The sequence below is a fragment of the Actinomycetospora chiangmaiensis DSM 45062 genome, assembly GCF_000379625.1.
GTDB classification, from domain to species: Bacteria; Actinomycetota; Actinomycetes; order Mycobacteriales; family Pseudonocardiaceae; genus Actinomycetospora; species Actinomycetospora chiangmaiensis.
Window position 1 is genome coordinate 16,863 of sequence record NZ_KB903229.1, and the last position, 18,541, is coordinate 35,403.

Here is an 18,541-nt window from a genome sequence, read left to right on the forward strand (position 1 = left end):
CCCACGGGTCGGAGCGTAGGGCGGGACCGGCCGGTGACGGCCGTTCACCCACTCCAGCGACACGTCAGGGGCGGAGGACCTCCAGGGCGTACCCCGCGTAGAGGGCGACGCCCGCGACCATCGCCTCCTCGTCGAACACGACGCGGTTCGAGTGGTTCGGGGGCGCGTCCGCCGGGTCGACGCCGGGCGGGCAGGCGCCGAGGAACGCCAGCGCCCCGGGCACGCGGCCGAGCACGTAGGAGAAGTCCTCGGAGCCCATGATCGGGTCGGGCATCGGCTCGACGAACCGGGAGCCGAGGACCGACCGGCCCACGTCGGCGACCCGGTCCGCCACCTCGCGGTCGTTGACCGTCACGGGGTAGCCGCGGTCGATCTCCACCTCGGCGGTGCACCCGTAGGCCTCGGCGGTCCCGGTGCAGACCCGACGCAGCTCGGCCAGCACCTGCTCGCGGGTGTCCTCGGAGAGCGTGCGGACGGTGCCCTCGAGGGTCGCGGTCTCCGGGATGACGTTGGTGGTGGTGCCGGCGGTGAGGTGGGCGACGGTGAGCACCGCCGGGTCGAACGCGCTGACCCGCCGCCCGATCATCGTGTGCAGCGCGCCGACCATGGCCGCGGCCGCCGGCACCGGGTCGAGGGCGTCGTGCGGGGCCGAGGCGTGGCCGCCCGCGCCGTGCACCGTTACCGTGAAGTCGTCCGACGACGCCATGATCGACTCGGCGCGGGTCTGCAGCGTGCCGGAGCTCAAGCGCGAGGTCACGTGCAGCGCCATCGCCGAGCCGGGGAGGGCCCCGCCGGCCTCGAGCACCCCCTCGGCGAGCATCGCGAGCGCCCCGTGCCGGGACTCCTCGCCGGGCTGGAACATGAAGACGACCGTCCCGGCCAGCCGGTCACGCCGCCCGGCGAGCAGGCGGGCGGCCGAGGCGAGCATCGCGGTGTGCAGGTCGTGCCCGCAGGCGTGCATCGCGCCCTCGACCCGCGAGGCGTGGTCGAGCCCGCTGTCCTCGTGCAGCGGCAGGGCGTCCATGTCGGCGCGCAGCAGGACGACGGGGCCGGGCCGGGTGCCGGTGAGCGTGGCCACCACCGACGTCGACGACCGCCCGCACGTGATGGTGACCGGCAGGTCGCGCAGGACGGCGAGGATCGCGGCCTGCGTCTGGGGCAGGTCGAGACCGAGCTCGGGCTGGCGGTGCAGGGTGCGGCGCAGGGCGATCGTGTCGGGCTGCAGGGCTCGGGCCTCGGCGATCAGCGCCCGCTCCGGAGCACGGTGGGCCGCCCGTCGCCGGACCTCCTGCCGGGCCTCGCCAGACGTCCTCACACCCGTGATCCTGCACCCCCGGTCCCCGGGGGGCGACCGCCCGGCGCGCGGAAGATGTCGATTCGGTGCGCGTGGCGTCCTCACCCTTCACGGCATGGGTCGCTGGTCCTACCGTGGTGACCATGGCAGGACAGGGCGCACAGGCCGCCCCCCGTGGCGGTGGTCAGGGCACCGTCGTGCCCCTCGACGGCTGGGCCGTCGCGGTCACCCGGGAGGAGGGCCGGTGGCGTGCGGTCTCGATGGACCGTACCGCGCTCGCCGACCTGGATTCCGCCATCACCGCGCTCCGGGCGTTGCGTTCGACCGGAGCGGTCATCGGACTGCTCGATGTGGACGACGAGTTCTTCGTCCTCGTGCGCCCGGTGCCCGGGGGAGTCTCGCTCCTGCTCTCCGACGCGGTCGCGGCGCTGGACTACGACGTCGCCGCGGACGTGCTCGACCTGCTGCGCCTCGACGTCCCCGACGAGGACGAGGTGGACGACGACCCCTGGCCCGAGGGCGACCTCGGGATGCTGGCCGACCTCGGCGTCCCCGCCGACGAGCTCGCCGTGCTGGTCGACGAGATCGACCTCTACCCGGACGAGCAGCTGACCGCGATCGCCCGGCGCTGCGGCTTCGCCGACGAGCTGGCCCGCATCGTGGAGACCGCGCCTGCGTCCTGAGGTCCTGATCGACCGCGCCCTCGAGGTGGCACGGACGGCGCACCCCGCCGACGTGCCGGTCGGGGCGGTGGTCGTCGACGCGTCCGGGCGGGAGCTCGCGTGCGCCACGAACGCGCGCGAGGCGCTCGGCGACCCCACGGCCCACGCCGAGGTCCTCGCCCTGCGGGCCGCGGCACGCGTTCACGACGACGGCTGGCGGCTGGAGGGCTGCACCCTCGCCGTCACGCTCGAGCCCTGCACCATGTGCGCCGGCGCCGCGGTGCTCGCGCGGGTGGACCGGGTGGTGTTCGGCGCCTGGGAACCGAAGACCGGGGCGGCGGGCTCGCTGTGGGACGTGCTGCGCGACCGGCGGCTCACCCACCGCCCCGAGGTGATCGGCGGCGTGCGCGAACCGGCCTGCTCGGAGCTGCTGCGCGCGTGGTTCCGGGGTGGCGGCGAACCCGGTGGGGGCGCCCGGTAGGGTTGCTCCCGGTAGCGTGTCCGAGCGGCCAAAGGAGCACGCCTCGAAAGCGTGTGTGGGTTCTGCCCACCGTGGGTTCGAATCCCACCGCTACCGCCATCGACGCCGGGTCTCCCTCTCGCGGAGCGCCCGGCGTTCGTGTGTCCGGGGTGGCCTCCGACCTGACGAACGGGTCGTTCGTGGCGTCTATCGGCACGAACGACCCGTTCGTCCGGAACGAGGGCTCAGGCGACCCCGGCCTGGCGTGTGAAGTTCGGCGGGATGAGCAGGTCCTCCGGGGCCAGCTCCTGCACCGAGGACTTGCCCAGGCCCATGAGGCCCGAGCCGATCCCGCTCTGCAGGATGTCGAGGACGTTGCCGACGCCGGCCTCCCCGGCCGCGGCGAGGCCCCAAAGGTAGGCGCGCCCGATCGCGACGGCCTTCGCGCCGAGGCACAGGGCCTTCACGACGTCGGAGCCGCGGCGCACCCCGCCGTCCATGATGACCTCGACGTCGCGCCCGACGGCCTCGACGATCCCGGGCAGCACCCGGATCGGGGCCGGGGTGGAGTCGAGGTTGTTGCCGCCGTGGTTGGACACCTGGATCGCGGTCGCGCCGGCGTCGACCGCCCGCTTGGCGTCGTCGACCCGGGTGATGCCCTTCACGCAGAACGGCAGGTCGGTGCCCCACTGCTCGCGGAGCCAGGCCACGTCGGCCCAGGTGGGCGGCGGGGTGAACATCCACTGGCCGTAGGCGCCGAAGAAGGTCGGGGGCTCGGAGCCGTCGACGGGGATGTTCGGGACGGTGAGGTCCGGGATGAACCGGGCCTTGAGGAACTCCAGCCCCCAGCGGGGCCGGGTGATGCCCTCCGGGATGTACTTGATCATCGTCTTGAGGTCCATCTTCTCCGGGATGGCCGGGCTGCCCCAGTCGCGACCGTGGGAGAACGACCAGTCGAGGGTGACGATGAGGCCCTTCGCGCCGGCCCGCTTGGCGCGCTCGGCCCGGGCGGCGAGGGTCTCGCGGTCGCCGACCCAGTACATCTGGAAGAACGTCTTGTCGTTCGCCGCGACGACGTCCTCGATCGACCGGCTCGCGAACGACGACAGGCCCATCGCGGTCCCCCGGGAGGCCGCCGCCCGCGCGACCGCCACCTCGCCCTCCGGGTTGACCGCCTGGACGCCCGTCGGCGAGATCATGACGGGCATGGAGATCTCCTGCCCCATGATCGTCGTCGCGAGCGACTTCTCGTAGGGCAGGTCCGCCACGTGCGGGGCGAACTGCAGCTCCCGGAAGGCGCCGGTGTTGTCGTCGAGCGTGTAGCCCGCCTCGCTGCCCGCCACGAGCGCGCCGTACACCGACTTCGGCAGCCGCTTCTTCGCGCGGCGCTGCGCCTCCGCCACCGACTCGAACCACTGACCAGCCATGAGCACCTTCCGCAGATCGCCTGTCCCCCGAGGGTAGGTGGCCCGGCTCACTCCTGCGCCGCTCGCGCGGGGGGATTGCGCCCCGTCCGTCAGGGCAGGTCGCGGCCTTCTCATCCGCGGATTCCCGACGACGGGTCGCGGCGCCCGGTGATCTCCCGCGGCCGGGGGTGAACCGACCGCGCCCGTCGTCACGAAAGCCCCCACGTCGCCGGCCGTGGCCGGGGACGCGGTCTCACCGAAGGAGCCCCACCCGCCATGACACCGTCCCGCGCGGCCGGGCCCGACCTGGCTGCACCACCGCGGCCTCGTCCGGACCCCAGCCCGGACGCCAGCGCCTCCGGACCCGCTCCGGTCGATGCGGACGTCACCGACGCCGATCTCGTCGCCCGCCTCGCGGCCCGCGACACCGGCGCCCTCGACCTCCTCTACGCCCGCCACGGGCGTGCGGCCTACTCGCTCGCCCGCCGCATCTGCGTGGACGAGGGGCTCGCCGAGGACGTCGTGCAGGAGGTGTTCCTCGTCCTGTGGCGGGACCCGGAGCGGTTCGACCGCACCCGCGGCTCGGTGATCAGCTGGCTGCTGACGCTCGTGCACCACAAGGCGGTCGACGCGGTCCGGCGGGAGGCGACCCGCCGTCGCCACCACGTGCCCACCGACGAGCCCGAGGTCGGCCTCGAATCGTCCGCGGTCCCTTCGGCCGACCGCGCCGCACTGGGCTCGGTCATCGCCGAGCACGTCCGCGCCGCCCTGCGCCACCTCCCCTCCGAGCAGCGCCAGGCGCTCGGCCTCGCCTACTACGGCGGCTACACCCAGCGGGAGGTCGCCTCGATCACGGGCGTGCCGATCGGCACCGTGAAGTCCCGCATGTTCACCGGGGTGGCCAAGCTGCGGGTGCTCCTCGCCCCGGTCCTCGGCACGTCGGGCCTCGAGCTGCTCGGGGACACCTGGTGAGCGCCGACGGGATCCCGCACGACGGCGAGCTCGCGGGCGCCGTCGTCGGCCGTGCCCTGCACGCCCTCGAACCGGAGGAGGAGGACCGCGTCACCGAGCACCTGCGCACGTGCGCGCCGTGCCGGTCGCTGCTCTCCGAGACCCACGCGACCATGGCGGCCCTCGCCCACGCGGTCGCGGACAGCGAACCGCCCTCCGGGCTGCGCGGCCGCATCCTCGCCGCCGCGGACGCCGAGCCGGCGCGCCCGACCGCCCCGGCCCCCGTCGTGCCGGTCGCGGCGGTGGCGCCGGCCGCCGCCGCGGTCCCCGACCCCCCGCCGCCGCGGACCGCCCCGGCGCGGTCGCCGCGCCGTCGCAGTGCGGCCGTGCTCGCGCTCGTCGCGGTGGTGGCGGGCGTGGTCGTGTTCTCCGCCCGGGGGATCGCCACCGGCCCGGACACCGACGCGCGGGCCGCGTCCGCCACCCGCGCGGACCAGGTGATCAGCTCCGCCGAGGCCCGGAACCCGGACGTGCGCCACGCGGCGCTGCTCCAGCCGGGCGGCGCCGTGCTCGCGGTCGTGCTGGACGACCAGGCCGGCCCCCGGGTCGTGCCCGTCGACATGCCGGACATCGGTCCGAACCGCACCTTCGTGCTCTGGCGCGTCGCGGGCGGGACGGCGACCGCGGTGGGCACGTTCGACGCCGCGGGCGGCTTCACCCCGACCGGCACCCGTCCGTCCACCGGGCTCTCCCAGGGGGCGTACGCGGTGTCGGCCGAGGCCGCCGGTCCGGTGCCGCCGCGCCCGTCGACGGTGGTGGCCAGCGGGCCGCTCATCTGACGGGCCCGCGTCGCGGGTGACGGGCCCCTCCGGATCGACCGGAGGGGCTCGTTCCATCGCACGCTCCGCGCCGTCCGGGCGAGCCCCGTCGTCCGGCGGCCCGCCTCCACCGTGCGCCGTCCGCCGACCCGCGCGACGATGCCCGGTCGGCCGTTCGTCGCGTCGCGTCGCTGTCCGGCCGCAGCACGCCGTGGCGCGGCGTGCAAACCCGGCGTCGTCGTCGGGGGGTCTGGCTACCGTGGCAGCTGTCGGGAACACGCGACGGAGCGTCCCCGGCGAGCGGCGTCGGAGCGGGCCGGCGCGGCAGACGACGGGGAGGCGTGCGCATGGCGTCCGGTGCTGCTGCCCCCGCCGACGTGTGGCCCCGCGTCCCCGGCCCGCGCGGTGCGGCCCGGCCGATGCTGGCCTCGACCGGTGAGCTGCCCCGGGGCGCCGGGTGGGCGTTCGAGTTCGTGTGGTCCGGGCTGCGCTGCTTCGCGTACGCCCAGGACGGCGAGCTGCGCCTGATCGACGCCGACGGGCACGACGTGACGGCGGGCTTCCCGGAGGTCGGGGTGCCCGCCGCGCACGGACTGGTGCTCGACGGCGTCGTCGTCGCGAAGGACCCGGTGGGTCGGCCGAGCATGGCGCGGCTGCGTCGCCGCCGACGGGTGGCCCGGCCCTCGCGGGCCCTGGTCAGCGGCACGCCCGTCTCCTACTACGTGTTCGACGTGCTCGAGGTCGACGGCCGGTCCACCGCCCGCATGCCCTACCGCCAGCGGCGCGAGCTGCTCACCGAGATCGACCTCGCCGGGGGGAACCTCGTCGTGCCGCCGTCGTTCACCGGCGTCGCCGCGGACGAGGTGGTCAGCACCGCCCGGCAGTACGGCCTCGAGGGCGTCGTCGCCAAGCGGCTGGAGTCGACCTACCAGAGCGGCCGGCGGTCCCGGAGCTGGATCACGGCCGAGATCACGCAGGCGCAGGACGTCGTCGTCGGCGGGTGGTTGCCGCCGCGGGGGAGCTCCGAGGGCGTCGGCTCGTTGCTGCTCGGCGTGCCGAGCGACGGGGTGCTGCGCTACGCGGGCCGGGTGTCCACCGGCGTCACGGCCGCGGCCCGTCGCGAGATCCTCGACGCGTCGGTGGGGCTGGACCGGCTGGTCAGCCCCTTCCACGGCGACCTCCCCGCGGACGTGCAGGCAGCTGCGCGCTGGGTCGCCCCCCGGCTGGTGGGCCGGGTGGAGCACCGTCGCTGGACGCCGACCGGCCTGTTGGGTCGGCCGGTGTGGCAGGGCCTGCGGGCGGGCACCCACCCCGCGACGGTGCACGCGCCGGTGCTGGCCGCACCGGTCGTCGCGACGGATCTCGCGCTCGACGATCTGGAGACGGTGGAGCGGCCCCCGGTGCCCGCAGCGGGGAACACGCGGGGCGTGGACGTCGTCGCGTCGCCCGGCGCAGCCGAAGCCGCCGTGCTCGTGCCCGCCGGCGCCGCCGAGGTGCTCCTGCCCGACGTCGACGTCGAGGCGGCCCTGCGGTCGCGGTTCTCGGCCCACTTCGTGCACAACGCGTTGACCGCGATCGCGAGCTATGTGCGGGTCGACCCCACCCGGGCCCGCGAGCTGCTGAACGAGTTCGCCGACTTCACGCGCTACTCGTTCCGCACCTCCGACACGAGGACCACGGTCGCCGAGGAACTGCGCAACGCCCGGCGCTACCTCACCCTCGAGCAGGCCCGCTTCGGCGAGCGGCTCGGCGTGGAGATCACGGTGGCGCCCGAGGTGGAGAACGTCGTGCTCCCGCCGTTCGTGGTGGCGCCGCTCGTGGAGAACGCCGTGCGGCACGGCATCGAGCCCGTGCTGGGCGGCGGCACCGTGCGGATCACCGCGGCCGGCGCGGGCCCCGACTGCGTGGTGACGATCTCCGACGACGGCGCCGGGATGGGCCCGGAGGCATCCCGGGCCGCGTCGCTGGTCGACGCCCGGCACGGCGGGATCGCCGAGGTCGACCGCCGCCTGCGCGCCGCGTACGGCGGGCGGTGCGACCTGCACGTCGACAGCCGGGCCGGGAGCGGGACCACGGTCCGGCTTCGCGTCCCGGCCACGCACGCCGAGGAGCCGCCGGCCGGCCGGCTCCTCGTGGGCTGAGGGCGTCCCCCGTCCCCCGACATCTCCGGGGGACGCCCCGCCGGTCAGCCGTGGGTGTTCGAGCAGGTCGGGGTCGGCGCCGCGAGGATGCTCCCCAGGATCGGTACCTGCAGTCCACACGCGTTGACGGGCAGCAGGGTGAGGTCGTTGAGCAGCCCGATGTTCCCGTTGCCCGACGGGCCGTCGCGGCCGTCGAGCCGGGTGTGGGCCGACGCCATGGGCGCGACCGCGGTGAGGGCCGCCGCGGACAGGGCGAGGGCGGCGACGGGGGTGGCGGCACGTCGGGCGGTGAGCCGGCGCGGCGCGCGATGCTTGGCCACGGAGATCCTCCTCGAGAGGGATGGAGTAGTGCGGGCGACCGTTCGGCGCAGCTGCCCCGCGACGAACGGTCGGCTAGGACTCTCCACGCGTGTGACACGTGGGGCTATTGGGGCGACGAGTTCCGCCCGGAACGAGTGGTCCGGCGCGCGTCGGGACGAGCGGTCCGGTACAAGGGTCCAGCGGTCGTTCTGCTACGACGAACGGGTGATCCGGCGCTGAGGCTCGCGACGTCGACGGCGAGGTTCAGGTGAGGCATGTCGGGAGGCCCTCGCGCCTGCCTGATGTGCGTCTCGCGGCCCGGTGCAGGCCCGGCAGGATGGCGTCCCGTGCGCATCCTCGCCGTCGACTGGTCCGGGGACCTGCGGGGCGCCGCGAAGCGCATCCGGGTGGCCGAGGCGGTGCCGGGCCGCTTGGTCGACGTGCGGGGCGGGCTCGACCGCGACGGCGTCGGGGACCTGCTGCTGGACCTGCGCGACCGGGCCGAGCCCGCCGTCGTCGGGATGGACTTCTCGTTCGGCCTTCCGGCCTGGTTCCCCACCCGATACGGCGCGAGGTCGCTGCCGCAGGTGTGGGACCTGGCGCGCGACGAGGGCGAGACCTGGCTCGAGGCGTGCGACCCGCCGTTCTGGGGTCGGGCGGGGACCCGGAAGCCGACCGACGTCGACCTGTACCGCGACACCGAGCTCGAGGCCCGGGACCGGGGGCTGAACCCGTTGTCGACGTTCCAGATCGGCGGCGCGGGCGCGGTCGGGACCGGGTCGGTCCGGGGGATGGCCCTGCTGGGGCGGTGGCGCCGGGCGGGCGTCGGGGTGTGGCCGATGGACCCGGCGCCCGGGCCACGGGGGGTGCTCGTCGTGGAGGTCTACCCGCGGGCGATGACCGGCCCCGTCGTCAAGTCCTCGGCGGACGCGCGCCGGGCCCTGGTCGAGGCCGACCCCCGCGTCCCCACGGAGCTCCGCGCCGCCGTGACCGCCACCGAGGACGCGTTCGACGCCGCGTACGCGGCCCTCGGCATGGCCGATCACGCCGACGAGCTGGCCGCGCTGCCCGCCCGCACCGACCCGGCGTCGGGAATCGAGGGACGGCTGTGGCTCCCGCCTACAGCGCCAGGGCCGCCTCGCTGAACGACAGCCCGAGCTGGTCCGCGGCCTCGGCCAGGACGCCCTGGACGGCGAGCGTGTCGTCGAGCGGCATCACCGCGGACTCGGTGCGCCCCGCGCGCAGGCACGAGTTCACCTCGACGATCTCGTGCGAGTACCCGGCGCCGGTGGGGGGCAGCTCGAGGCGCTCACCGGGGTCGTCGGGGGAGCGGTGCACCACGATCGTCGTCGGGTGGTGGAAGCGGGGGAGCACGTCGATCCAGCCGGTGGAGCCGAAGATGCGGGCCTGCCCCGGCGACGGCGAGTGGAACGAGGTCTGGGCGGTGGCGAACCGGCCGTCCTCCCAGGCCATGACCAGCGCGTTCTCGGCGTCCACGCCCGTGGTCTCCAGGCGTCCCACCGCGTGCACGCGCGACGGGCTCCCGCCGAGCACCATCTGGGCGAAGGAGACGGGGTAGACGGCGAGGTCGAGCAGGGCGCCGCCGCCGAGCTCGGCGTTGAAGAGGCGGTCGGCGGGGTCGACGTCGCGCACCGTGCCGAGGTCCGCCTGCACCGCGCGGACCTCGCCGATCTCGCCGGCCTCGTAGATCTCACGGGCCCGTACGACGGCGGGCTGGAAGCGGGTCCACATCGCCTCCATCGCGAACACGCCGTGCCGTCGGGCGGTGTCCACCACGCGCCAGGCCCCGGCGAGGGTCGCGGTGAAGGTCTTCTCCACCAGCACCGCCTTGCCGGCCTCGAGGGCGGCGACGGCGAGGTCCGCGTGCTGGGGGTGCGGGGTGGCGATGTAGATCGCGTCGACTCCCCCGTCGTCCACGAGCGCCCGGTACGAGCCGTGCGCCCGCGCGGCGCCGTGTTCCGCGGCGAACGCCTCCGCCCGCTCGGCCGACCGGGATCCGACCGCGACGAGCTCGGTGCCCCCGACCGCGACGAGGTCCCGGGCGACGTTCGCCGCGATCCGGCCCGGTCCGGCGATGCCCCAGCGGATGGTCTGCACGACGTCAGCCTGTCACGCGATCCGCTACAGCGAGCCACCGAGGAGGTCGACGTCCTGCGCGGTGCCGGAGACGACGAGCTTGCCGTTCTCCGCGCGGAGGTCGGTCGCCGTGATCGAGAACGGCAGCTGCCCGGGGTCGAGGCGCGCCGAGTAGCTCCCGAGCCGCGAGCGCAGCGCGCTCGTGACGGCGCCGGACACCGACGACGGGGCGTCACCGGCGTCCACCGCGATGTCCCGCGCCGAGAGCACGATCTGCCCGCCGGCGAGCCGGAACGTGGCGATGACCGACGCCCGGACCTGCTGGCCGAGCACGGTCGTCGTGGAGGTCAGCTCCACGGCCTGCGACGGGTCGATGTCCGCGACCTTCGACCCCCGCGCCGCCAGGGTCTGCGCGGTGACCGGCTGGACCGTCACGTCGGAGACCTTGAGGATCCGCGCGAGGTCGGGCGGATCGACCTCGGCGCTCGCGGTCACCGTCCGCGCCGGGATGGAGCGCACGGAGCCGTCGAGCAGCGACTGCGGCGGGAGCCGCACGTCGCCGAGGTCGGCCACGAGCGTGATGTCCCGGAGCTGGCGGTAGGGGATGTGCTCGGCGGTGAGGGTGACCGAGGGGTACTCGCCGGCCGCGGCCTGCGTCAGGAACGGGAAGCCGTGGATGTCGACGCGCGGTTCGGCGTCGAGCTTCAGCTGCGTCTGCAGCTGGGAGGCCACCCGGTCCTGGGCCACGAAGCGGGCGCCGAAGTCGACGCCCACCAGCAGCACGGCGAGCACGGCCAGGGTGATGAGGAATCCGCGCATCACCCGTCAGTGTCCGTCACGGGCGATTCAGCGTGCGAAGTGCCTCGAGATCACCAGGCGCTGGATCTGGTTGGTGCCCTCGAAGATCTGCATGATCTTGGCCTCGCGCATGTACCGCTCGACCGGGAAGTCGCGGGTGTAGCCGGCCCCGCCGAACACCTGCACGGCGTCCGTGGTCACCTTCATCGCGGCGTCCGTGGCGACGAGCTTCGCGACGGAGGCCTGGCGCGAGTAGGGCACGCCGGCGTCCTTGCGGCGGGCCGCGTCGAGGTAGGTCGCACGCGCCGAGTCGACCGCGGCGGCCATGTCGGCCAGGACGAAGCCCAGCCCCTGGTGGTCGACGATGCGCTTGCCGAACGTCCGCCGCTCGTTCGCGTAGTCGACGGCCGCGTCGAGCGCGGCCTGGGCGAGCCCGACCGCACACGCGGCGATCCCGAGCCGCCCGGAGTCCAGCGCGGCGAACGCGATCTGGAGGCCCTGACCCTCCTCGCCGATGCGGCGGTCGGCCTCGATGACCCCGCCGTCCCAGGTGGCGCTCGTCGTCGGGACCGCGTGCAGCCCCATCTTCTCCTCGGGGCGGCCGAAGGTCAGGCCCTCGGTGTGCCCGGGCGCGAGGAAGCAGGTGACGCCGCGGCTGCCCCCCGTGGTCGAGCTCCGCTGCGCTCCGTCTCCCGTCTCACCGGTGCGGGCGAACAGGGCGTAGAAGTCGGCCTTCCCGCCGTGGGTGATCCACGCCTTCTCACCGGTGATGCGGTAGTTCCCGTCCTCGCCCTGCTCCGCGCGGCAGCGCAGCGCGGCGGCGTCGGACCCGGCGTGCGGCTCGGACAGGCTGTACCCGCCGATGATCTCGCCGGCCAGCATCCGCGGCAGCCACTCCTGCTTCTGGGCCTCTGTGCCGAAGGTGGCGACCGGGAAGCAGGCCAGGCCGTGCACGCTCGTCGTGACCGCGATCGTGGCCCAGCGCGCCGCGAGCTCCTCGAGGACCTGCAGGTACACCTCGTAGGGCTGGCCGCCGCCGCCGTACTCCTCGGGGTAGGGCAGGCCGAGCAGGCCGGTCTCGCCGAGGGTGGCGAACAGGCCCTCGGGATACGTCCCGTCACCGCGCTCGTGGTCGTCGACACGCGTGGCCAGTTCCTTGTCGGCGACCTCCCGCGTGAGCTCGATCAGCGCCCGGGCCTCGTCGGTGGGCAGGAGGCGGTCGACGGCCATGTCACGTCCTAACGGTACTGAGATCGGAACGCCAGTACCGTCGACAGTAGCGTCGGGGCGGTAGGATTACCAGGTGGCCTCTCCGGTTCGTCGCGGCGCCGCCCGACGGGACGAGCTCGCCGACGCGCTCGTCGAGCTGTTCCTGGCCGAGGGTTTCGCCGGCTTCACCCTCGACGACGTGGCCGCCCGTCTGCGCTGCTCGAAGCGCACGCTCTACGGGCTCGCCGGGTCCAAGGAGCAGCTGGTGACGGCGGCCGTGGTCCGGTTCTTCCGGGCGGCGACCGTGCGGGTGGAGGCGGCGGTCGCCACGCGGTCCGAGCCCGCCGACCGGATCGCCGCGTACCTGCGCGCGGTGGCCGCCGAGCTCGAGCCCGCCTCCCCGGCGTTCTTCGAGGACGTCGCCTCGTTCGCGCCCGCCGCGGCGATCTACCAGCGCAACACCCGGGCGGCCGCCCGCCGCGTCCGCGAGATCATCACCGAGGGCGTCGAGTCCGGCGCGTTCCGCGACGTGCACGTCGCCTTCGCCGCGGAGGTGGTCGCCTCGACGATGGAGGCGATCCAGCAGCGCCGGATCGCCGCGACCACCGGGCTCGACGACGCCGAGGCCTACGAGCAGCTCGCCACGCTGCTCGTCCGGGGGTTGCGTTCCTGACGGAGCAGGTCGCTCTGCAACGACGAACGCCGGGCCCCGTCGTGGGGACCCGGCGCCTCGTGGAGCTGGCGGAGGATACGGGATTCGAACCCGTGAGGGGGTTAGCCCAACACGATTTCCAATCGTGCGCCTTAGGCCACTCGGCCAATCCTCCGTCGACGAGGGTACAGGGCGACCTCCCGCCGCCCGCGAGGTGGGAGCCCGGCGCCGGAGGTGCGGCCGCGTCCCGTCCCAGGCCCCCCGAGGTGCGGGGGCGCTCCGTCGGGACCGGCCCAGCCCGTCGTCCCGAACGCGGGAACACACCGGGGTCGGAGGGCCGCGCGGCGGTCGGTAGAGTGGGCGCCGGACCCCGCGCGGCGTCCATCCTGTGAACTCCCCCAGGGCCGGAAGGCAGCAAGGGTAAGCGGGCTCTGGCGGGTGCGCGGGGTCCCCTTTCTTCCCCGGGCCGGGGCTGTCGGACCCCCCGCGTAACCTCGCGATCGTGGCACTCGCCCTCTACCGCAGATACCGGCCCGGCACCTTCGCCGAGGTCGTCGGGCAGGAGCACGTCACCGATCCGCTGCGCACGGCGCTCTCCGCCGGCCGGATCAACCACGCCTACCTGTTCTCGGGCCCGCGCGGCTGCGGGAAGACGTCGTCGGCGCGGATCATGGCCCGCTCGCTCAACTGCGAGCAGGGGCCGACGCCCGATCCGTGCGGGGTCTGCGAGTCCTGCGTGGCGCTCGCGCCGAACGGCCCCGGCTCGCTCGACGTCACCGAGATGGACGCGGCCAGCCACAACGGTGTCGACGACGCCCGGGACCTGCGGGACAAAGCGGCCTACGCGCCGGTCAGCTCCCGCTACCGCGTCTTCATCATCGACGAAGCGCACATGGTCACCACGGCGGCGTTCAACGCGCTGCTCAAGGTGGTCGAGGAGCCGCCCGAGCACCTGATCTTCGTGTTCGCGACGACGGAGCCGGAGAAGGTGCTGCCCACCATCCGGTCGCGCACGCACCACTACCCGTTCCGGCTGCTGCCGCCGAGCACGCTGCGGGCGCTGCTGGAACGCATCTGCGACGAGGAGGGGGTGCGGGTCGAGCCGGCGGTGTACCCGCTGGTCATCCGCGCGGGCGGTGGCTCCGCGCGCGACTCGCTGTCGGTGCTCGACCAGCTGCTCGCCGGCGCCGACGACCAGGGCGTCACCTACGCGCGGGCGGTCGGGCTGCTCGGGGTCACCGACGTCGCGATCCTCGACGACGTCGTCGACGCCCTCGGCGCGCAGGACGGCGCGTCGGTCTTCGGGGCGGTCGACCGGCTCGTCGAGGCCGGGCACGACCCCCGGCGGTTCGCCGCCGACCTCCTGCAGCGCCTGCGCGACCTCATCCTCGTCCACGCCGTGCCCGACGCCGCCGACAAGGGCCTGGTCGACGTCCCGGCCGACGAGATGGCCCGCATGGTCGACCAGGCCCAGCGCCTCGGCCCCGCGGCCCTCGCCCGGCACGCCGAGCTCGTCCACACTGCGCTCACCGAGATGCGCGGGGCGACGGCGCCGCGCCTCCTGCTCGAGCTCGTCTGCGCCCGGATGCTGCTGCCCGCGGCGTCCGCGTCCGACGCGGCGCTCGTCCAGCGGCTCGAGGGCGTCGAACGCCGACTGCAGGCCGGCGCCGTCGCGAGCGCCGGGGGTCCCCTCGCCGTTCCCGACGACGGCCCGGAGCCGGTGGGCGAGCCCCGCTTCCAGCGACCCTCCCAGCGACCGTCGGAGCCGGAGCAGGCCGCCGAACCCGCACCGGCCCCGCCACCGCGCGCCGACGCGCAGGACGCGACCGTCCAGCCGCCCACCGGACGCCCGACGGCCACGGTCGAGGCGCCGCGCCCGGACCGGGGCGACCAGCCGCCGGCGCCCGCCACGCGTCGGGAGGCGCCGGAGGAGGCGCCCCGCCGCCAGGGCTCCGCCCCGGAGCGTTCGTCCCAGGAGCGTCCGTCCCAGGAGCGCCCGGCCCAGCAGCGCCCGGCGGCCGCGCAGGAACGCCCGGCCCCGCAGCGCACCGCGCCCGACCGTCCGGAACCGGCTGCTCCGGCCGCTCCCGCCGCCGCGGCCCCCGGCGCGATGGACGCCGCCGACCTGCGCCGGGTGTGGCCGGAGGTCATGGCCGCCGTGCGGGAGGGGAACAAGCCGACCCACGCGCTGCTGCAGAACGCCACGGTGGCGGCGGTCGAGGGCACCACGGTGGTGCTCGCGATGCCCACGGCGCCGCTCGCCCGTCAGCTCTCCCAGCCGAACCGCGCCGGTCACGTCACGGCCGCGCTCTCCCGGGTGCTCTCCGGGGAGTGGGCGCTGCGGGCCACCGACGCGGCCGGCCAGCAGGCGAGCGCCCCGCCGCCGCCGCCGGAGGGCGGACGTGGGGGAGCACCGGCCCGTACCGCGGCGCCCCAGCGCCCGTCCCGGCCGGAGCCGGCCCCGGAGCCGCAGCGCCCGTCACGGCCCGAGCCGCAGCGCGCGGAGAACGGCGCCGCCGGCGGGCGGCCGCAGTTCCAGCGCCCGAGCGTCGCGCGGGCCGCCGCGGGCGGTGCACCCGCCGCGGCCCCCGAGCGGCCCCGTCCCGCGAGCCCGCCTGCTGACATCCCGCCCCCGCCCGAGCCGCCGGACGAGGACGAGGTCACCGAGGAGGACATGTACGCCGAGGCGCACGCCGACCCCGGTGGCGGCGAGCGCGTCGCGGCGCGCAACCCCGACGACGCCGCGATGGAGCTGCTCACCCAGCACCTCGGCGCCCGCCGCGTCGACGGGCACTAGGGCCACCGGCCCGCCCCCGTCGCGAGGTGCACACGAGGCAGGCGCGGGGGCCTGCCTGGTGTCACCGCCGCGCCGGCGAGACTCAGCCCAGGACGCGGCCCAGGAAGTCGATCGCCCGCGGATAGGCGTCGAGCCGGTTGGCGCGCTTGGCCAGCCCGTGGCCCTCGTCGTCGTAGACCACCAGCTCCACCTCGACCCCGTTGCTCCGGACCGCCGCCGCGACCTGCTCGGCCTCCGACAACGGGACCCGCGGGTCGTTGGCGCCGTGGATGACGAACAGCGGCGCGCGCACGTCGCCGATCCGGTTGAGCGGCGAGGCGGACTCCAGGAACTCCCGGTCGCGCTCCAGCGACCCGTATTCCCGCTCGCGGTGCGCGCGACGGTACGGCGAGGTGTTCTCGAGGAACGTCACGAGCGAGGAGATGCCGACGATGTCGACCCCGGCCGCCCAGCGCTCGGGCTGGAACGACACCCCCGCGAGGACCATGTAGCCGCCGTACGAGCCGCCCCACAGCGCCGAGCGGGTCGGGTCCAGATCGAGCTGCGGCAGGAAGTCGTGGATCGCGGCGAGGTCGGCGACCGAGTCGAGCCGGCGGTCCACGTCGTCGAGGGAGTACCAGCGCTTCCCGTAGCCGACCGACCCGCGGACGTTGGGCACGAGCACCGTGTGCCCCTGCGCGACCAGCGCCTGCGTGATCGGCGAGAACGAGCGCACCGACTGACCCTCGGGGCCGCCGTGGATGATCAGCACGCTCGACCCGGTCGGGACCGCCGGGGAGTAGACGAAGCAGGGGACGGTCTCGCCGTCGGGGGTCGGGATGCCGACGCTGGTCGGCGTGACCAGGTCCAGCCCGTCGAGGTCCTCGGCCCACGAGGCCACGGTCCCGGTGCGCCCGGTCGCGGCGTCCACCAGCACGACGTCGGCGGCGACGGTCGGCGAGGTCCACGTCAGGGCGAGGCCCTGCGAGTCGGCCGACCAGCGCGGCAACGTCAGGTAGTCCCCGACCCCGACGCCGGGCGTCACCACGTCGCGCAGGTGCGCCCCGGTCTCGGCGTCGTGGATCGCGAAGCGGGAGGAGCCGTCGTCGTCGGTCGCGACGAGCAGCAGCCGGCCGTCGGGCGAGAGTCGCCCGGAGACGTCGTGCGCGTCGTCGGTGACGAGGTACTCCAGGCTTCCCGACGACGGGTCGAGCCGGGCGATGCCCGTCCGGTCCCGTCCGCTGTTCGTGGTGACGAGGGCGGCCGAGGAGTCGGGCAGCCACTGCAGCCCGCCGTGGATGGCCGGCTCGTCGGCGGAGGTGACCTCGGTGGTCCCGCTGCCGGCCAGGAGCAGCACCTGGGAGCTCAGCGCGGGGACGCCGGGCCGGGTCATGAGCGCGGCCGACCCGTCGGGGGCCACCGACGCGCCGCCCACCATGCCGCCGCCGTCGTAGAGCACGGTCTCCTCGCCGGACGCCACGTGGCGCAGCACCAGGTCGAAGTCGACGCCGTTGCGGCGGTTCGTCGCGTAGACGACACGGCCGTCGTCGAGGACCTCGGCGAGGGAGTGGATGTACCGGGGGTCGCGGACGAGCGGCTCGAGGTCGTCGGTCCCGAACGGGGCGGTGACGTCCTCGGGCCGGAGCAGGGAGAGCTGGGCGCGCTCGTCGCCGTCGGTGTCGTGCGAGACGACGATCGTGCGCGGCTCCACGCCCTTCAGGTAGCGCCCGGCACACGCGCCGGGCAGCGCCGTGAGCGGCCGCCGGGTGCCGTCGGGGGCCAGCTCGACCAGCTGGACGGTGCCCGAGGTGTCGTCGCCGGCGAGGACCCGGCCGTCGGCCGCCACGTCGAAGGCCCGCCACGTTCGGGCGGAGAGCAGGCGGGTCACGAGTTCGGCGGTGTCGCTCACGGCGCCACCCTGCCACCCGCAACCCGCGCCCGTCGTCGGGAACGCCGGAGCCCCTACCCTGGGGGTGTGCAGCCAGGACAGCCGGACATGCCCGACATGGGTGCCCTCCTCCAGCAGGCGCAGGCCATGCAGGAGCAGCTCATGAACGCCCAGGCCGAACTGGCGGAGACCGAGGTGACCGGTCAGGCCGGCAACGGCCTCGTCACGGTCACCCAGACCGCCGCCGGGGAGATCCGCGGGATCACCATCGACCCCAAGGTGGTGGACCCGACCGACGTCGAGACCCTGCAGGACCTGGTGCTCGGGGCGCTCGCCGACGCCGCCGACGCCGCGCAGCAGCTCCAGGCCGAGAAGATGGGCCCGCTCGCGGGCGGGCTGGACATGGGTGGCGGCGGCCCGCAGTTGGGGATGTAGGGAGCGTGTTCGAAGGCCCGGTCCAGGACCTGATCGACGAGCTCGGCCGGCTCCCCGGGATCGGGCCGAAGAGCGCCCAGCGCCTCGCGTTCCACCTCCTCGGCGCCGAGGAGGCCGACATCACGCGCCTGCAGGACGCGCTGGCCAAGGTGAAGGCCGGCGTCGTGTTCTGCGAGGTCTGCGGCAACGTCAGCGAGAAGCAGCGGTGCCGCATCTGCGCCGACGCGCGCCGCGACGCGACGCTGGTGTGCGTCGTCGAGGAGCCCAAGGACGTCATGGCCGTGGAGCGCACCCGCGAGTTCCGCGGGCGCTACCACGTGCTCGGCGGCGCGCTCGACCCGATGGGCGGGATCGGCCCCGACCAGCTCCGCGTCCGCGAACTCCTCCGCCGCATCGGCGGTCAGCAGACCGAGGACGGGGAGCAGGAGCCGGAGATCAGCGAGGTCATCCTCGCCATGGACCCCAACACCGAGGGCGAGGCCACGGCCACCTACCTCGTCCGGCTCCTGCGCGACTTCCCGGGCCTCACCGTGACGAAGCTGGCCAGCGGCCTGCCCATGGGTGGCGACCTGGAGTTCGCCGACGAGCTGACGCTGGGCCGGGCGCTCGCCGGCAGGAGGCCGACGGCCCCGTGAGCACTTTCCGTGGCTGCAG

17 protein-coding genes, 2 tRNA genes and 1 other RNA gene are annotated in these 18,541 nt (G+C 75.1%); 12 read left to right on the forward strand and 8 right to left on the reverse strand.

Annotation, left to right across the window (positions count from 1 at the left end; translation table 11 throughout):
- Positions 1–64: 64 nt before the first annotated feature.
- On the reverse strand, positions 65–1,315 hold the full coding sequence (locus A3CO_RS32080; protein WP_018332767.1) for a M20 metallopeptidase family protein: 1,251 nt from the start codon (positions 1,313–1,315) through the stop codon (positions 65–67).
- Between the two features lie 122 nt (positions 1,316–1,437).
- On the opposite strand from A3CO_RS32080, the gene A3CO_RS0113450 reads away from it, so the two are divergent.
- The 3 genes from A3CO_RS0113450 to A3CO_RS0113460 all read left to right on the forward strand — a co-directional run bounded on the left by A3CO_RS0113450 (position 1,438) and on the right by A3CO_RS0113460 (position 2,536).
- Complete coding sequence (locus A3CO_RS0113450) at positions 1,438–1,977, forward strand: tRNA adenosine deaminase-associated protein (protein ID WP_051085948.1); 540 nt, start codon at positions 1,438–1,440, stop codon at positions 1,975–1,977.
- Positions 1,967–2,437, forward strand: a complete 471-nt coding sequence (locus tag A3CO_RS0113455; RefSeq protein ID WP_084681847.1) for a nucleoside deaminase — start codon at positions 1,967–1,969, stop codon at positions 2,435–2,437. Before A3CO_RS0113450 ends, A3CO_RS0113455 begins: the two co-directional genes overlap by 11 nt.
- A gap of 10 nt (positions 2,438–2,447) precedes the next feature.
- Positions 2,448–2,536 (forward strand) — tRNA-Ser (locus A3CO_RS0113460).
- Positions 2,537–2,661: 125 nt separating this feature from the next.
- On the opposite strand, the gene mftD is transcribed toward A3CO_RS0113460, so the two are convergent.
- The gene (gene mftD / locus A3CO_RS0113465; protein WP_018332770.1) at positions 2,662–3,843 is read right to left on the reverse strand and encodes a pre-mycofactocin synthase MftD; all 1,182 of its coding nucleotides are present in this window, start codon (positions 3,841–3,843) and stop codon (positions 2,662–2,664) included.
- A gap of 255 nt (positions 3,844–4,098) precedes the next feature.
- Between mftD and A3CO_RS0113470 the strand changes: the two genes are divergently transcribed.
- From A3CO_RS0113470 to A3CO_RS35830, 3 genes are all read left to right on the forward strand, one after another.
- The gene (locus A3CO_RS0113470) at positions 4,099–4,794 is read left to right on the forward strand and encodes an RNA polymerase sigma factor (protein WP_018332771.1); all 696 of its coding nucleotides are present in this window, start codon (positions 4,099–4,101) and stop codon (positions 4,792–4,794) included.
- Positions 4,791–5,612: an anti-sigma factor gene (locus A3CO_RS0113475; RefSeq protein WP_018332772.1), complete on the forward strand. Its 822-nt coding sequence runs from the start codon at positions 4,791–4,793 to the stop codon at positions 5,610–5,612. Before A3CO_RS0113470 ends, A3CO_RS0113475 begins: the two co-directional genes overlap by 4 nt.
- Before the next feature lie 326 nt (positions 5,613–5,938).
- Complete coding sequence (locus A3CO_RS35830; RefSeq protein ID WP_018332773.1) at positions 5,939–7,732, forward strand: ATP-dependent DNA ligase; 1,794 nt, start codon at positions 5,939–5,941, stop codon at positions 7,730–7,732.
- Positions 7,733–7,776: 44 nt separating this feature from the next.
- On the opposite strand, the gene A3CO_RS0113485 is transcribed toward A3CO_RS35830, so the two are convergent.
- A complete protein-coding gene (locus A3CO_RS0113485; protein ID WP_018332774.1) occupies positions 7,777–8,052 on the reverse strand; it encodes a hypothetical protein in 276 nt (91 codons plus the stop codon).
- A gap of 327 nt (positions 8,053–8,379) precedes the next feature.
- On the opposite strand from A3CO_RS0113485, the gene A3CO_RS32090 reads away from it, so the two are divergent.
- Positions 8,380–9,177, forward strand: coding sequence for a DUF429 domain-containing protein (locus tag A3CO_RS32090; protein WP_018332775.1), 798 nt, complete (start codon positions 8,380–8,382; stop codon positions 9,175–9,177).
- Here A3CO_RS32090 and A3CO_RS0113495 read toward each other — a convergent pair.
- From A3CO_RS0113495 to A3CO_RS0113505, 3 genes are read right to left on the reverse strand one after another with little or no spacing between them, the layout of a single operon-like run.
- Entirely contained in the window at positions 9,152–10,150 is a 999-nt protein-coding gene (locus tag A3CO_RS0113495) for a Gfo/Idh/MocA family protein (protein ID WP_018332776.1), read from the reverse strand. The genes A3CO_RS32090 and A3CO_RS0113495 overlap by 26 nt on opposite strands.
- Before the next feature lie 24 nt (positions 10,151–10,174).
- The gene (locus tag A3CO_RS0113500) at positions 10,175–10,948 is read right to left on the reverse strand and encodes an LmeA family phospholipid-binding protein (protein WP_026204579.1); all 774 of its coding nucleotides are present in this window, start codon (positions 10,946–10,948) and stop codon (positions 10,175–10,177) included.
- A 27-nt stretch (positions 10,949–10,975) separates the two neighbouring features.
- Positions 10,976–12,157: an acyl-CoA dehydrogenase family protein gene (locus A3CO_RS0113505; protein WP_018332778.1), complete on the reverse strand. Its 1,182-nt coding sequence runs from the start codon at positions 12,155–12,157 to the stop codon at positions 10,976–10,978.
- Positions 12,158–12,230: 73 nt separating this feature from the next.
- On the opposite strand from A3CO_RS0113505, the gene A3CO_RS0113510 reads away from it, so the two are divergent.
- Entirely contained in the window at positions 12,231–12,809 is a 579-nt protein-coding gene (locus tag A3CO_RS0113510) for a TetR/AcrR family transcriptional regulator (RefSeq protein ID WP_018332779.1), read from the forward strand.
- A 66-nt stretch (positions 12,810–12,875) separates the two neighbouring features.
- Here A3CO_RS0113510 and A3CO_RS0113515 read toward each other — a convergent pair.
- Positions 12,876–12,963, reverse strand: a tRNA-Ser gene (locus tag A3CO_RS0113515).
- Between the two features lie 186 nt (positions 12,964–13,149).
- Between A3CO_RS0113515 and ffs the strand changes: the two genes are divergently transcribed.
- Positions 13,150–13,246: signal recognition particle sRNA small type (ffs, locus tag A3CO_RS36835), an RNA gene on the forward strand.
- A gap of 44 nt (positions 13,247–13,290) precedes the next feature.
- Positions 13,291–15,585: a DNA polymerase III subunit gamma and tau gene (locus A3CO_RS0113525; protein ID WP_018332780.1), complete on the forward strand. Its 2,295-nt coding sequence runs from the start codon at positions 13,291–13,293 to the stop codon at positions 15,583–15,585.
- A gap of 82 nt (positions 15,586–15,667) precedes the next feature.
- Here A3CO_RS0113525 and A3CO_RS0113530 read toward each other — a convergent pair whose 3' ends face one another.
- Positions 15,668–17,473 carry a S9 family peptidase gene (locus A3CO_RS0113530; protein WP_018332781.1) on the reverse strand — a complete coding sequence of 602 codons (1,806 nt, stop codon included), beginning with the start codon at positions 17,471–17,473 and terminating at the stop codon, positions 15,668–15,670.
- 87 nt (positions 17,474–17,560) lie between these two features.
- Between A3CO_RS0113530 and A3CO_RS0113535 the strand changes: the two genes are divergently transcribed.
- Both A3CO_RS0113535 and recR read left to right on the forward strand, forming a co-directional pair.
- Positions 17,561–17,887 (forward strand): YbaB/EbfC family nucleoid-associated protein, encoded by a 327-nt coding sequence (locus tag A3CO_RS0113535; RefSeq protein ID WP_018332782.1) that lies wholly within the window; start codon positions 17,561–17,563, stop codon positions 17,885–17,887.
- Positions 17,888–17,892: 5 nt separating this feature from the next.
- On the forward strand, positions 17,893–18,522 hold the full coding sequence (gene recR, locus A3CO_RS0113540) for a recombination mediator RecR (protein WP_018332783.1): 630 nt from the start codon (positions 17,893–17,895) through the stop codon (positions 18,520–18,522).
- Positions 18,523–18,541: the final 19 nt, after the last annotated feature.